Origin of the sequence: Rhizobium vallis (genome assembly GCF_003985155.1) — a bacterium.
Classification (GTDB): Bacteria; Pseudomonadota; Alphaproteobacteria; order Rhizobiales; family Rhizobiaceae; genus Rhizobium; species Rhizobium vallis.
Window position 1 is genome coordinate 427,151 of the sequence record NZ_ML133690.1, and the last position, 13,731, is coordinate 440,881.

13 protein-coding genes and 1 pseudogene are annotated in these 13,731 nt (G+C 63.4%); 9 read left to right on the forward strand and 5 right to left on the reverse strand.

Annotation, left to right across the window (positions count from 1 at the left end):
* Positions 1-38: 38 nt before the first annotated feature.
* Entirely contained in the window at positions 39-1,403 is a 1,365-nt protein-coding gene (locus EFQ99_RS17645; protein WP_126922282.1) for an alginate lyase family protein, read from the reverse strand.
* Positions 1,404-1,959: 556 nt separating this feature from the next.
* Positions 1,960-3,114, reverse strand: a complete 1,155-nt coding sequence (locus EFQ99_RS17650; protein WP_126922283.1) for an ROK family transcriptional regulator — start codon at positions 3,112-3,114, stop codon at positions 1,960-1,962.
* Positions 3,115-3,324: 210 nt separating this feature from the next.
* Between EFQ99_RS17650 and EFQ99_RS17655 the strand changes: the two genes are divergently transcribed.
* The 7 genes from EFQ99_RS17655 to EFQ99_RS17685 all read left to right on the forward strand — a co-directional run bounded on the left by EFQ99_RS17655 (position 3,325) and on the right by EFQ99_RS17685 (position 9,778).
* Positions 3,325-4,632: an extracellular solute-binding protein gene (locus EFQ99_RS17655; RefSeq protein WP_126922284.1), complete on the forward strand. Its 1,308-nt coding sequence runs from the start codon at positions 3,325-3,327 to the stop codon at positions 4,630-4,632.
* A 105-nt stretch (positions 4,633-4,737) separates the two neighbouring features.
* The gene (locus EFQ99_RS17660) at positions 4,738-5,628 is read left to right on the forward strand and encodes a carbohydrate ABC transporter permease (protein ID WP_126922285.1); all 891 of its coding nucleotides are present in this window, start codon (positions 4,738-4,740) and stop codon (positions 5,626-5,628) included.
* Between the two features lie 3 nt (positions 5,629-5,631).
* Positions 5,632-6,549 carry an ABC transporter permease subunit gene (locus EFQ99_RS17665; RefSeq protein WP_126922286.1) on the forward strand — a complete coding sequence of 306 codons (918 nt, stop codon included), beginning with the start codon at positions 5,632-5,634 and terminating at the stop codon, positions 6,547-6,549.
* Positions 6,550-6,551: 2 nt separating this feature from the next.
* The gene (locus EFQ99_RS17670) at positions 6,552-7,658 is read left to right on the forward strand and encodes an ABC transporter ATP-binding protein (RefSeq protein ID WP_126922287.1); all 1,107 of its coding nucleotides are present in this window, start codon (positions 6,552-6,554) and stop codon (positions 7,656-7,658) included.
* A 10-nt stretch (positions 7,659-7,668) separates the two neighbouring features.
* Complete coding sequence (locus EFQ99_RS17675; protein ID WP_126922288.1) at positions 7,669-8,499, forward strand: glycerophosphodiester phosphodiesterase family protein; 831 nt, start codon at positions 7,669-7,671, stop codon at positions 8,497-8,499.
* Positions 8,496-9,326, forward strand: coding sequence for an inositol monophosphatase family protein (locus tag EFQ99_RS17680; RefSeq protein WP_126922289.1), 831 nt, complete (start codon positions 8,496-8,498; stop codon positions 9,324-9,326). Before EFQ99_RS17675 ends, EFQ99_RS17680 begins: the two co-directional genes overlap by 4 nt.
* A 170-nt stretch (positions 9,327-9,496) precedes the next feature.
* On the forward strand, positions 9,497-9,778 hold the full coding sequence (locus tag EFQ99_RS17685) for a hypothetical protein (RefSeq protein ID WP_126922290.1): 282 nt from the start codon (positions 9,497-9,499) through the stop codon (positions 9,776-9,778).
* A gap of 394 nt (positions 9,779-10,172) precedes the next feature.
* Here EFQ99_RS17685 and EFQ99_RS17695 read toward each other — a convergent pair whose 3' ends face one another.
* Both EFQ99_RS17695 and EFQ99_RS17700 read right to left on the reverse strand, forming a co-directional pair.
* Positions 10,173-10,589, reverse strand: a complete 417-nt coding sequence (locus EFQ99_RS17695) for a hypothetical protein (RefSeq protein ID WP_126922291.1) — start codon at positions 10,587-10,589, stop codon at positions 10,173-10,175.
* Positions 10,590-10,594: 5 nt separating this feature from the next.
* The gene (locus tag EFQ99_RS17700; protein WP_126922292.1) at positions 10,595-11,392 is read right to left on the reverse strand and encodes a DUF899 domain-containing protein; all 798 of its coding nucleotides are present in this window, start codon (positions 11,390-11,392) and stop codon (positions 10,595-10,597) included.
* A 115-nt stretch (positions 11,393-11,507) separates the two neighbouring features.
* Between EFQ99_RS17700 and EFQ99_RS17705 the strand changes: the two genes are divergently transcribed.
* Together EFQ99_RS17705 and EFQ99_RS17710 are read left to right on the forward strand one after the other, a co-directional pair.
* Entirely contained in the window at positions 11,508-12,725 is a 1,218-nt protein-coding gene (locus EFQ99_RS17705) for a helix-turn-helix domain-containing protein (protein WP_126922293.1), read from the forward strand.
* Between the two features lie 27 nt (positions 12,726-12,752).
* Positions 12,753-13,385, forward strand: coding sequence for a Vgb family protein (locus EFQ99_RS17710; RefSeq protein ID WP_126922294.1), 633 nt, complete (start codon positions 12,753-12,755; stop codon positions 13,383-13,385).
* Positions 13,386-13,600: 215 nt separating this feature from the next.
* On the opposite strand, the pseudogene EFQ99_RS35535 reads toward EFQ99_RS17710, so the two are convergent.
* A pseudogene (locus EFQ99_RS35535) lies at positions 13,601-13,731 on the reverse strand (IS110 family transposase); the annotation flags it as partial.

Below are 13,731 nucleotides of genomic sequence, written 5' to 3' on the forward strand. Positions count from 1 at the left end.
GGCGCGAGGGACGTGATGGGTGCTGCGCAGTCGAAAGCTCAATGAAGCGTGTAGAGAAGCGTGCCATAGCCAAGCTGATCGAAGCCGCCGCTGTTTGGTCCGTAGTCGCCGCCCCCGCCTTCCGGGCGGGCCAAGGTGGTGAAGGTGGAAATGTAAGGAGCGTCGAGCCCCTTCAAGACGACGTAATGGTTGTAGAACATCTCCCACATAGGCCTGAGATTCGGACCTCTGCTTCCATCCGAAATTACGGTCTGAGTGGTGTCGCTGTTTTTGTAAGTGGTATATGGCACGTCGTAACCGAGGTTGTATTTGGCCACATATTCCGCGCCTGCAAGCACGAGATTATTGTCGTAGCCAAAGAGATCGTCCCCTTGCGACCAGGCCATTTGACAGATCGCGCCGATGAGGGCGATATCGAGCATCGCATGCCCCTGGTCGCGCCCGGCTTCCTGGCCCTGGGCCAATCCCCCGTCGTAGACCTTCCAAAACATCTTGTGGAATGCTCCGTTTCCGGCGCCGTTATAGAGGTAGTCGATCGCTTCCTTGTAGATGTCTTTTCTATCGGTCAGGACGCCAATGGCCAGCATGGAGGCGATGTTGCACAGGTCCCAGTTGGCCCAGTAATGGTCGATCTTTGCGCCGTTGTGATTGACCAGGAAATCATGATTCATGCGGTAGAATATCGTGAGCATCATGTTCTGAAACTTTGAGAAATCATCGGCGGACCATCCCTTGTAGGTTCGCATGATCTCCGCCGCATTGGCCAGTTCATAGCCGTAGATGCCGGATGCCAGAAACTTGTCGGAGCTGCCGTCCACCGCCGTCAATGTCGACGACCAGGCATTCAGCACCTTGATGGCTCTGTCGGCATAGGCGTCGTCCCCACCGATTTTCCAGCGCAAGGCCAAGGCATAGGCCGCAGCCGCGTCATTGAATAGCAGCGCATAGTTTTCGGGGTTGGAAGGATTTTTCCCGCGGACAACAAGCAAAACCGGTCGAGGCGAGTATTTTAGCGACGAATGGCTATTGTTGATCAACCTTTGCCAGCCGCTGACCGTCGGCTCAGATTTCGCCTTCAACTGCGCTATGATGCGGTCGAAATCAGACTGGGTCTGCAGCAGGCCGGGATGCACAAACGTCTTGCCGCCGCCCGGGGTCACCGTATCTGCGTTGGAATTGCCCCCCGAGGAAGCGTCTCCGGATGTCGCGCTACCATTCCCCGGCGATGTCGGCGTTCCCGAGCCTTGCTCAGGAGTTGTTGTGCCGCCAGCCGATTCCGAATTTGGCTGGGTCGTCCCGGCACTGCCTTTTCCGTCGCCGTTTTTGGTTGAAGCGGTCGCTTCGGTATCGGCGTCCGGCAGATTTTTGGATAGGGCCGCGACGATCACATTGACAAGCGGCATAACGGGGTTCCGGTTCTCGCAGCTCTGGAGACCTAAGCAGAGGCTTACGAGAACGGCCAAGCCGATCCGCACTCTTCCGTGCCCGTTACGGGCTGGGATGTTCGTGCTCCTCCGCCCAGGCGATGAACGGCGCGAAGCGATCACCAACGTCCGTCTATTCGTCATATCGGCATCAATTCCTAATTACATCAGCAGTGTCCGACCCCTGCCGGGCATCGAAGCTGCGATTCATCGGCGATGAGCAGACCCCGCATGAAGGGAGCAATTGGGACATGCCGGCGGGCTGCGGCGCGACCGTCCATGACAGGGGTTATCAATTTATTAATCGGCTGCTCTGTTCGAAATTCATCCGCGCACCTGGGACATGCCGCGCATTATTTGGATATCGATATGCCTTCGCCTGCGTGCCGTGATGGGCGGCGATCGGGGTGCGAGTCTCATTGCGTCTGCGCCAAGTCACATGCTGCTGGCGCTGATCGATTTCCTCAAGCGGAGGCAGAGGGAATTGGCATAAGTGGCTGAGCGGGAGTCGGTTTTGGGTTCGACGCGCTCGATTTCAATAAAAGGCCGATTTGAACGGGGCGATGGCGGCGCCCATGGCCGAGGCGTCGGTTGCGATCTCGGAGATGACAAGCTTCGGGCGGGGGCGGCCGACGCCGTAGCGCGGGCGGTCGTAGATCTCGGTGCGGTCGATCAGCATCTGCGCGATAGCGGTGGGAACCTGGCCGCCGAAGACGATGCCCTGCGGGTCGAAGATCGCCCAGATCGCATTGATCAAGCGGCTATAGGCAGGGGTCACCTCGTCCACCCATTCCGTCACCCCCGGCCACTTCGGATCGAAATGTTTTCGCATATAGGTGATCGAGGGGACTTCGACGCCGTTGCGGTTGAGTTTCTCGATCAGGTATTGCAAGGCCGGCCGGCGCTTGTTTTCCTCGGCGTCATATATGCCCGAGAATTCGCCGGCATTGCCCATGCCACTATGCAGCAGCTCGCCATTGCTGACGAGGCCGCCGCCGAAGCCGTGGTTGAAGCTCAGATAGGCGAAGTGCTTCATGTAGCGGCCGGCGCCGAACATGGATTCGGCGACCGTTCCCGCCTTGCCGCCATTATGCGCCCAGATCGGCTTGCCGAAGAATTCCGACAGCAGCGGCCCGAGTTCGATCAGCGACCATTCATGCAGCGGCAGCGGCGCATTGTACCGCGTGCCGCTGACATGGAAGCCGGCGATGGCAAAGCCGATCCCGAAGAAGGTCTCGTCGGTGAGATCGTTCTGCCGCTGGTGTTCGGTCAGCTGCTCCTGGACGAGATCGAGCGCCTGGGCCATCGACCGGTCGCGCAGGGCGACGCTGCTTTCGGCAAGCACCTTGCCCGAAATATCCATCAGGCAGATGCCGATCACATCCGTATTGACCGAGATGCCGCAGGAATAGGCGTAGCTTCCATTCAGCCGGAGCGTCGGGCTCGGCTGGCCGCGGCCGGCGCCGGGTTTCGGCGAGCCGAAGGAGACGATGCCGCGTTCCTCCAGCTGATCGATGATCCTGTAGACGGATTGCTGGGTGAGATCGGTATGGCCCGTCACCTCGGAGCGGGAAAGGCCGGGATGGCGCCAGATGAGCTTCAAGAGGTCGCGCTCGTTCGAGGAAACGATGCTGCTTTCGCCCGGCCGCAGGAAGCGCGGCGCGATCAGCGTCTCCGGAAAATAGGCCATATCAATACTTTCTGCGCCAAAGCAATTACCAAACAGGTGTAATAATCGATCTTCGGCGTTTTGGCCGCTCTGTCGTGCAACCTTATAGCAGCGCGTTTTTCCGGCTACAAGCGCCTTGAGGTCGTCGCAAAATTGTTACACATTATGTGTAATAAAGCGCCGTCACGATGCCGGGAGCGAACCCGGCCGATCAAAACAGGCGAGGGCAAGATGAGGATTTCCATTCTGGCGGCTGCGGCCGCGCTGATGGCGGGCGCATGTTCTGCGCAGGCCGCCAATATCGAATTCTGGTACGGCAACACGGGTGTCGCCGAGACGGCGATCCAGGCCGAGTGCGCCGCGTTCAATTCAGCGCAATCGGCGCATCACATCACCTGCGTCGGCCAGGGCAGCTATGAGGTGTCGATGCAGAAGGCGATCGCTGCCTTCCGCGCCAAGAACCATCCCGTCCTCATCCAGTTCTTCGACGCCGGCACGCTCGACCTGATGCTGTCGGACGCCGTCGAGCCCGTCGAGGATGTGCTGCCCGATGTGAAATGGGACAATTACATCGCCGGCGCACGCGCCTATTACGAAACCTCCGGCGGCAAGCTCTTCGCGCAGCCCTACAATGCGTCGACGCTGCTCTTCTACACCAACAAGACCGAGCTCGAAAAAGCCGGCGTCATGAAGACGCCGACCACCTGGGAAGAGATCATCGCTGCCGCCGGCAAGCTGAAGGCTTCAGGCCATGCCTGCCCCTTCGTCACCGATGGCGATACCTGGCGCGTGCTCGAACAGTTCTCGGCCCGTCATGGCCTGCCGATCGCTTCGAAGCACAACGGCTATGACGGCCTCGACGCCGAATATGTCTTCAACACCACCTTCGTCGCCAAGCATCTCCAGAACCTGGTCGACTGGCGCAAGGAGGGTCTCGTCAGGCTCGGGACCGATACCAAGGCCGGCAATTTCACCGCCGCCTTCAATACCGGCGAATGCGCGATGATGGAAAATTCCTCGGGCTCCTACACGGCGTCCGTCAAGGCTTTCGACGGCAAATACGAAATGTCAGTCGGCATGGCGCCGATGTATGAGGGCCATGAGCGCCACAACACGTTTGTCGGCGGCGCATCCATTTACGTCATGAAGGGTCATAGCAAGGCGGAAATCGAGGGCGCCAAGGCCTTCCTCGATTTCGTGCGCGATCCCAAGCAGCAGATGTCGTTCACATCGGCCACCGGCTACGTGCCCGTCACCAACGACGTGATGGAAGCGATCGCCAAGAGCGGCGAGGCCAATCCGCCGAAATATGCGACGGCTGCCGTCGGCATCGACTCGATGAACCAGCCGCGCACGCCCGATACCCGCGGCATCCGCCTCGGCTTCTACGTGCAGTTCCGCCAGGTGTTCATGGAAGAAACCCAGAAGGCATTCGCCGGAGAGCAGACCATGCAGGTGGCGCTCGACAATGCCAAGAAGCGCGGCGACGAGCTGCTGCGCCGCTTCGAGCAGACCTACAAGGGCGTGACGCTGCGCTGATCGCAACCTGATCCAACCCCACGCATGGGCGCTCGTAGCGCCCATGCGTCAGGCACGGGGCGTCTCGGCTCGCCCCGTGCCGATCCTCCACTCCAGGGTGCTGTCATGACGTCGGAATCTTCGCTCTTCAACCATCGCTGGCTGCCGTTTCTCCTGCTGGCGCCGCTGATGCTCTTGATCGTGCTGTTCTTCTACGTGCCCGTTTTCCAGGCCTTCTACTGGTCGTTTTTCCTCGAGCGTCCGTTCGGCGGCGGCTCGATGTTCGTCGGCTGGGACAATTTCGCCCGCGTTCTGTCCGATCCCGAATTCTGGGAGGCCGGCTGGCGCACGGTCATCTTCATGGTCACCGGCTCCTCGCTTGCGGTGCTGATCCCGCTGATCCTTGCGGTCGCGGCCGACCGGAAGATCCGCCTGGCGCTGCCGGCGCGCAACGTTCTGGTCTGGCCGAAGGGGGTGGCGGGCGCTTCGATCGGCGTCGTCTTCGCCTTCGTCTTCAATCCCTTCGTCGGCATCCTGGCGCCGCTCAACAGCGCCTTTCCCGGCATCTGGGCGCCCGGCATCAACGGCACCGATGCCTTCATCACGCTGATCGCAGCCCATGTCTGGGGCGGAATCCCGTTCAATTTCGTCATCCTGCTCGCCGGCCTGCAATCGATCCCGCGCACCATGCACCAGGCAGCGGCGATGGACGGGGCAGGGCCGTGGCGGCGCATCCTGGATGTGCAGCTGCCTCTTATCATGCCGCAGCTCTTCCTGACGCTGGTGCTCGAGTTCACCGAAAGCGTCACCTCCGCCTTCGCGCTGATCGATACGATCACCAAGGGCGGCCCGGGCGGCTCGACGACGCTGCTCGTCTACAAGATCTATACCGACGGCTTCACAGGCTACGACCTTTCCGGCGCCTCGACCCAGACGGCGATCCTGATGGTCTTCGTCGTCCTCCTCACATCAGCCCAGTTCCTCTTCCTCGGCCGGCGCGTCAATTACGAGCGGTGACCCATGATCGAAAACGCACGTTCCCTCAATATCGCCGCCAGCCTCATCCTCGTCGCCGGCATCGTCTATATCCTCGGGCCGCTCTACCTGACGCTCGCGACCGCCTCGCAATCCTTTGAGTTCATGCTGCGCAACGGGCTTGCCTGGTATCCCGGCACCGCGCTTTTTTCCAACATGGCGCGGGTCTTTGCCGAGACGCATATCCCGATCCAGATGGTCAACAGCATGCTGACCGCCTTCAGCGTCGCGATCTTCACCTGCATCCTGTCGTTCCTGTCGGCCTATGCGATCGTCTATTTCCGCATCCGCTGGGCGGGCGTTGCCTTCGCGCTCATTCTCGCGACCATCATGCTGCCGCTCGATATCCGCGTCATCACCACCTATCAGGTGGCTTCGAACGTGTTTTCGCCGGTGAATGCCCTGCTTGACGTTACCGGTCTCAACGATCTGATCGCAAACATCTTCGGTGCGCCGGTGAAGCTCGAATGGAGCGTGCTGAACACGCATCTCGGTCTCGTCGCGCCGCTTGTCGCGCATGGCACCGGCACGTTCCTGTTCCGCCAGTTCTTTCTCACCCTGCCGAAAGACCTCTTCAAGGCGGCGCGCATGGATGGGGCAGGGCCGATCCGTTTCCTGTTCGATATCCTGCTGCCGCTCGCGCGCACCAGCTTCGCCGCGCTTTTCGTGCTCACCTTCCTCAGCGGCTGGACGCAATATCTCTGGCCGCTCGTCGCCGCCTCGACACCCGATATGCAGACGGCGGTCGTCGGTCTTGCGCGGCTCGTTCCCGATGCCGATGGCGCGGTGCCTGATTTCCCGATGATCATGGCCGCCACCGTCATCGTTTCCATCATTCCGCTCGCGATGATCGCGCTGCTGCAGCGCTACCTCGTCCAGGGCCTCGTTCTCACGGAGAAATAGCCATGAATGCCATCGACATGGCCATTCGCGCCGCTGCCGCCAACATCACGCTCAACGATGTCACCAAGGCCTATGACACTGAAACCGTCGTCATCCCGCCGATGGATGTCGAGCTCCGCGCCGGCGAATTCACCGTCGTGCTCGGGCCTTCGGGCTGCGGCAAGTCCACGCTCTTACAGATGATCGCCGGGCTGGAGCGGGTGAGCGGCGGCAAGATTCTCATCGGCGGGCGCGAGGTGCAGAATCTAGAGCCGAAACATCGCGGCTGCGCCATGGTCTTCCAGAACTACGCGCTCTATCCGCATATGAGCGTCTTCGACAATATCGCCTACAGCCTGAAGGTCTCGGGCATGGCGAAGGCCGAGCGCATCGAGCGGGTCGGCGCCGTCGCAAAGATGCTCGGGCTTGCCGATTACCTCTCTCGCAAACCCGGCCAATTGTCCGGCGGGCAGCGCCAGCGCGTGGCGATCGGCCGCGCCATCGTGCGCGAACCCGGCGTGCTTTTGTTCGACGAGCCGCTGTCCAATCTCGATGCGCAGCTGCGCCACGACATGCGCGTCGAACTTGCCGAACTGCACCGGCGCATCGGCGCTACCACCGTCTTCGTCACCCATGACCAGGTGGAGGCGATGACGCTCGCCGACCGCATCCTCATCCTCAACAAGGGCCGGATCGAACAGTTCGACACGCCGAAGGCGATCTATCACCGCCCGGCCTCGGTCTTCGTCGCCAAATTCATCGGCGCGCCGCCGATGAACATTCTGCCGGTCACCGGCGACGGCCGCGTGCTCCGGCTTGCCGACGGGCAGGTGGCGGCGGAAGCGCCGCTCACCGGCGCCTATCAACTCGGCATTCGACCCGAGGATATTCTTGTCAGCGGCCAGGCCGAGGGGCGTGCCGTCACGTCCACCCTGCGTTTTCGCGAGGATCTCGGTTCGCACGCGATCCTTGCGGCCGAACTCGGCGGATCGGTGGTCAGGATCGCGACACCCTTCGGCGTCGATATCCCGGATCACAGCCAGCTTTCTCTCAATCTCCCTCCCGCCCGCCTGCATCTCTTCGATGCGGAAAGCGGCAGGGCCATGCCAGGCGTTTTCAGCGCACATTAAAGGAAGACCCATGAAATACATCGACCATATTGCCGACCCCGCGCGCGCCTGCGCCATCGTCGCCCATCGCGGCGCCTGGCATCACGCTCCGGAAAACAGCCTTGCCGCAATCGAAAACGCAATTGCCGGCGGCTACGACATCGTCGAGCTGGATATCCGCCAGAGTGCGGACGGCGGCTTGTTCATCCTGCATGACGAAACGCTGGAACGCATGGCCGGCATCGACCGCATCCCCGAGGAGATGACCATCTCCGAGCTCACCAGCCTCAGGCTGCGCATGGCCGACGGCGGCCCGGACCAGCCGTTCACGACGCAGACCATTCCGACCCTCGAACAGGTGCTCGAAACCGTCCGGGGCCGGATCTTCGTCGATCTCGACCTCAAGGATCGCGAGATGATGGGCATCGTCGCCGCCAAGGTTAGGGAACTTGATATGGCCGACCAGGTCGACCTCAAGGCGCCCGCCGGCACGCCGGAAGCGCTCGCCTGGCTTGCCGGGCAGCGCGGGATCGACGGCGTCCCCTTTATGGGCATGGCCACCTTCCGGGAGGAAAGTGCCGAGCAGACCGCCGAGGCGATCATCCTCGCGCGTCCCTTCATGTGCGAAGCCAAGTTCGACCGGCTGGAGACGCTGGCCGGCCAGCATCAGCGCCTTCGCGAGGCGGGAATCTCGCTCTGGGTCAATACGCTCGATCCTGTCTCCTGCTGCGGCCTGACCGACAGTGCGGCGCTCGCCGATCCCGATGCGGTCTGGGGCCGGATGATGGCTGCTGGCATCAGCGTCATCCAGACCGACCAGCCGGCAGCGCTCAAGGCCTATATCGAGGCGCGCCCGAAGTGAGGGAGATTTCCGATGCGCTTTTCTCCGCGCTGATGGAGGATATGCGCCGGGCGGCGGAGGCAGAAATCCTGCCCCGCTTCCTCGGCGTCACCGCCGAAGGCATCCGCACCAAGACTGCGCCCGACGATCTGGTGACCGATGCCGATACCGGCGCCGAGCGGCGGCTGACCGAGGCGTTCTCGGTGCGTTTCCCCGGAGCGCTCATCGTCGGCGAGGAGGCGGTCTCGGCCGATCCCGCCCTTCTGCCGCGGCTTGCCGAGGCCGATCTCGCCGTCGTCATCGATCCGGTCGACGGCACCTGGAACTTCGCCCACGGCGTGCCGCTCTTCGGCATGATCGTGGCGATCGTCTCCGGCGGAGAGACGGTCGCAGGGCTGATCCATTACCCCCTGACCGGCGATTTCCTCGTCGCCCGGCCGGGGCAGGGCGCATGGCATATCGCGCGAGACGGCGCCCGGACACGGCTCTCCGTCGCGACGCCGACGCCCGTTTCGGAAATGCACGGCTCCGTGCCACTGCACATGTTCCCTAGCGAGGACCAGCCGGCCTATGCCCAAGGCCTGCTGCACTTCGCCCGCACCACGACCTGGCGCTGCTCGGCCTTCGAATACCGCGCAGTGGCGACAGGGGCGATGAGCTTTTCCCTCAACGCCGACCTCAAACCCTGGGACCACGCCGCCGGCGTGCTGATCCACCGCGAAGCCGGCGGCTATAGCGCGCTGCTGACCGGCGAGGCGTATCGGCCTGGCATGACCAGCGGGCGGTTGCTGCTGGCGCCGGATGCGGAGAGCTGGGAGGCGATTGCGCGGAGTTTTAGTAGGGCGTGATTGTTTGTTTTGAGGCGCAAAAGCGGCTGGCTGATTCGTTTTTTCAGTCTCCGACTTGGAGAGCCGCTAGCCACGCATTTCCGACGTTCGTGGATCTTGCAGCCCAACCAAAAAATGCCGATGCTCTTCGGAAGCATTTCAGATCGCCGCGGATATCAGGAGATTGGACTTTGGGAGTGGAGATAGTCCGAGTTCCGGCCGATTGGCATCACCCGGAAGAAGAAGGTGAATTGGTGGTGGGGGCGCATCATGAGCCGCTCTACTACATCGACGCCGCTGAAAAGACTGCCTTCCAGCTCTACGAAAACGTCAGCGAAGGGTCTCCCGTGAGCCCGGTCTTCACCACCCGTGAAGGGCTCGCAGAATGGCTGGGGCAGCAGGGGTGGCCGGCGGAGTCCATCGAGTTCCTGCTTGCAAACGGACATGCGCCCACCAAAGTCGTGCGCCTGTGAAGAACCATGTCGCTGGCGCGATGAAACGTCTCTGACGCGCGTCGGGATGATCGAGGCTGTATCCTCCGACGTCCCTCATCTTGAGGAGCGCATGCCGAAGGCCGCCGGAGCCTCGAAGGATGCGCGTCAACATTGCTTCTTGCATCTATCTGGTGTCGGCGTGCCGTGTGGCACCCCCCTCTGCCCTGCCGGGCATCTCCCCCACAGGTGGGGAGATCGCAAGTGGCTTGAACTTCCTGCCTATCTTCCGTTCCGCCGTGCTGCACGCTGATTGTTTGGGGAAACCACTGCGCCCATCCGATCTCCCCACCTGTGGGGGAGATGCCCGGCAGGGCAGAGGGGGGTGCCACGCGGTATGCGCTCTCGGTCCAGCGCGTCAGGCAATGCCGAACCGTCACTGGCGGCCGAAGCCTCCCCGACCGGCAAGCCGCAGCCACGGCGAGAGGTGGAAGCCGCTCATCAGCAGGTACATCGGCACCATTCCGGTGAGCGGAAAAGCATCCGGCGTCGTCATGCAGATCATGTCCGCGTTGCCGGTCGCCGCCGTCAGCAGCGCCATGAGTGCGAATGTCGGCGCTGCGGCGAATGACAACCAGTCGGCGGCAAGCGCGGTGTGGCCAACCCGGGCAATTCTTCTAGCGCCCGGGACAGGCTTGCCGGCCGATCCATCTGCGGCGGCGGCCAGCGACAGCCATTCGGCGGCGTTGAGAGCGGCGTTGCCGTCCGGCACAGCCGCCATGCCCGAGCCGACCGCGGCATCCGAGGCGGCGAAATCGCCGCCTCTTTTCGTGCTGTGGAGGGAAAGGATCATTGCCGTCACTCCGTGCCGTAGCGGTCATGGTGGCGCCACCAGATGCCGGTTTCGTTGCGGCCCTTGGGGGCGCGGTCGAGCCATTGGTACATGCCCCACATGCCGTCGAGGCCGCGCGCATAGGTGGAATAGCTGTGGTAGACGGCGCCGTCGATGAGTTCGAAGGCGCTGACGCCGGGCCGGTCGCGGGTGTAGGTGGGAACGTCGGTGCCGGTCTGGGCGGCGATCTGGCCGACCGGTCCTTCGCCGTCGCGGCTCTGCCATTCCGCGACCGTCTTTCCCGCAAGCGGCTCGGGGGCGGGCGGTTCGCGGCGGTAATTATACTCTATGCCGCCTCCGCGCTGTTGCTCGGGCGTGAACAACACGCTGAAATCGGCGTTGAAATCGCTGGGGGCTGATGAGGCCCAGGGAAAGCTCCAGTCCATGCGCCGCTTGAAGGCCTGAAGCTTTTCGAGCGGGGCGCGCGACACCGTCCAGAAGGCGACGTCGTGGTTCTGGAGATGGACGAAGAAACCGTTGAAGCCGTCGGCGATCGACGAGCAGGACGGGCATCCGGCGCTATAATCCGGCCCGAACATGAAGTGATAGACGAGAAGCTGCGAGCGCCCGCCGAAGAGATCCTTCAGCGAGGCATCGCCGCCTTCGGTGTCGAAGCGATATTGCTTGTCGATCCTGACACGGGGCAATTGCTGGCGTTTGGCCGCCAGCGCATCGCTTTGCCGTGTCAGTTCCTTCTCTTCCTCGAGCAGATCGAGTCTCGCCGCCAGCCATTCCTTGCGTGTTGCATTCAGTTGTGCCGTCATGGGGCTTCTCCTTTGCCTGTCAATCGTCGTAGCATCCGGCGCGGTTGCTGCCGGTCGAGAGAAGATTACGGCCGGGCGAGGGGATGGCGGGAGTGACAAGTGTGACGGGATTTGAATGGACTCGCTGATCACGGCCGCCGCATTGGCGCTGGCATCGGGCGATGCGCTGGGCGCCTTGAAACGGGTGGCGCTGCGTGACGATGCGCCTGCTTTGGCGCTGCGCGGCATTGCCATGGCGCAGCTCGGCGATCTCATCCGCGCCAAGGCGCTCTTGAAGAATGCGGCGCGCGCCTTCGGGCCGCGGGAAGCGGTGGCACGCGCCCGCTGCGTCGTCGCCGAGGCCGAGATCGCACTCGTTTCGCGCGATCTCACCTGGCCACCGAAGGCGCTGGAGGTGGCGCGAAAGGTGCTGGAAGCGCATGGCGACCGGGTCAATGCCGCCCATGCCGGCAATATCGCCATTCGCCGGCTGGTGCTGATCGGCCGGCTTGATGAAGCCGAGCGGGCATTGGCCGCGCTCGACCCGACGCCGCTGCCGCCGCCATTGCGGGCAGCCCATGAGCTTGTCGCCGCCGGCATCGCCGTTCGCCGCCTGCGGACGGAGGCGGCGCGCGCCGCACTCGACCGGGCGGGGCTTGCGGCGCGGCAGGCCGGCATGCCGGTGCTGACGGCGGAGGTCGAAACCGCCGCCCACGTGCTCGACCTCCCGGCGGCGCGGCTGATTTTGCATGGGGGCGAGCGCCCGCTGCTGCTTGCCGAGGTGGAGGCGCTGTTTTCCCGCACGCTCGTCGTCGATGCCTGCCGCCATGTCGTGCGCGCGGCCGGCGCGGTCGTGCCGTTGGCGAGCCGGCCGGTGCTTTTTGCGCTCGCTCGGACGCTTGCCGAAGCCTGGCCGGCGGATGTGTCCCGCGGCATCCTGATCGCGCGCGCTTTCCGCGGCAAACATGCCGATGAATCGCATCGCGCGCGGCTGCGCGTCGAGATCGGCCGGCTGCGGGCGGAACTTGCGGGGCTCGCCGAGGTCTCGGCGACGAAGCGGGGCTTTGCGCTTTCGGCGCGCGGCGCGGGCGAGATCGCCGTGCTCGCCCCGCTCGTCGAAGGGCCGCATGCGGCAGTGCTCGCTTTTCTCGCCGATGGCGAGGCGTGGTCGAGTTCGGCGCTTGCGATCGCGCTTGGCGCCAGCCCGCGGACCGTGCAGCGGGCGCTGGATTCGCTCGCCGGCGAGGGCAAGGCGCAGGCGATCGGGCGCGGGCGGGCGCGCCGTTGGATGAGCCCGCCGCTCTCCTCTTTCCCGACGATCTTGTTACTCCCCGGAGCGCTGCCGAGCGACTAGTATGAGACAACCCACAAGGAGGAAGAGATGAAGACATCGGCTGCGACGATCCTGCGTGAATATGGACCCTTTCCGGATGCCGACCGCGTCAACGGCGTCACTTTCGACGGCCGGCACGTCTGGTTCGCCTCGGGCGACCGGCTGAACGCGCTCGATCCCGATAGCGGCGAGGTGGTGCGCTCGATCGAGGTCGCCTCCCATGCCGGGACGGCCTTTGACGGTGAGTTCCTCTATCAGATCGCCGAGACGGTCATTCACAAGGTCGATCCGAAGACCGGCCAGATCCTCACCACCATCCCGGCCCCCGGTAATGGCGGCGATTCAGGCCTTGCCTGGGCCGAAGGCACGCTCTGGGTCGGCCAGCATCGCGGCCGCAAGATCCACCAGATCGATCCCGAGACCGGCAAGATCCTGCGCACCATCGAATCCAACCGCGTTGTCACGGGCGTCACCTGGGTTGACGGCCAGCTCTGGCACGGCACCTGGGAAGGCGACGACAGCGACGTCAGGCGTATCGACCCCGTGACCGGCGAGGTGCTGGAGCGGCTAGACATGCCCGAGGGCGCCGGCGTCTCCGGCCTCGAATCCGACGGCGCCGACCGCTTCTTCTGCGGCGGAGGCGGCAGCGGCAAGATCCGCGCGGTGCGCCGGCCGGTGTGACGTTATTGTATCCGCTTTTGGATGTTGTGCCGTGCAGCCCCCTCATCCGACCCTTCGGGCCACCTTCTCCCCGCTGGGGAGAAGAGGAGGGAGGCCGGCGCGGGCACGCATCACCTGCCCTTGTCCTTCGAGGTGACCCTTCGGATGTGGATGTGGGTGAAAGGAAGTGTGCCGGCGCGGCAGCTGTCTTCTCCCCAGCGGGGAGCAACCATGTTTCAATTTTTCCGGTATTGTGGCGTCCATTCGGCCTTTCGAAAGAGGATCGAATTGGCGAGAACGATGAGTTTTCGTGCGACGGCGATGACGGCGCACAGGTGATCCTTTCCGTTCTGACGCAAGCGGGCGT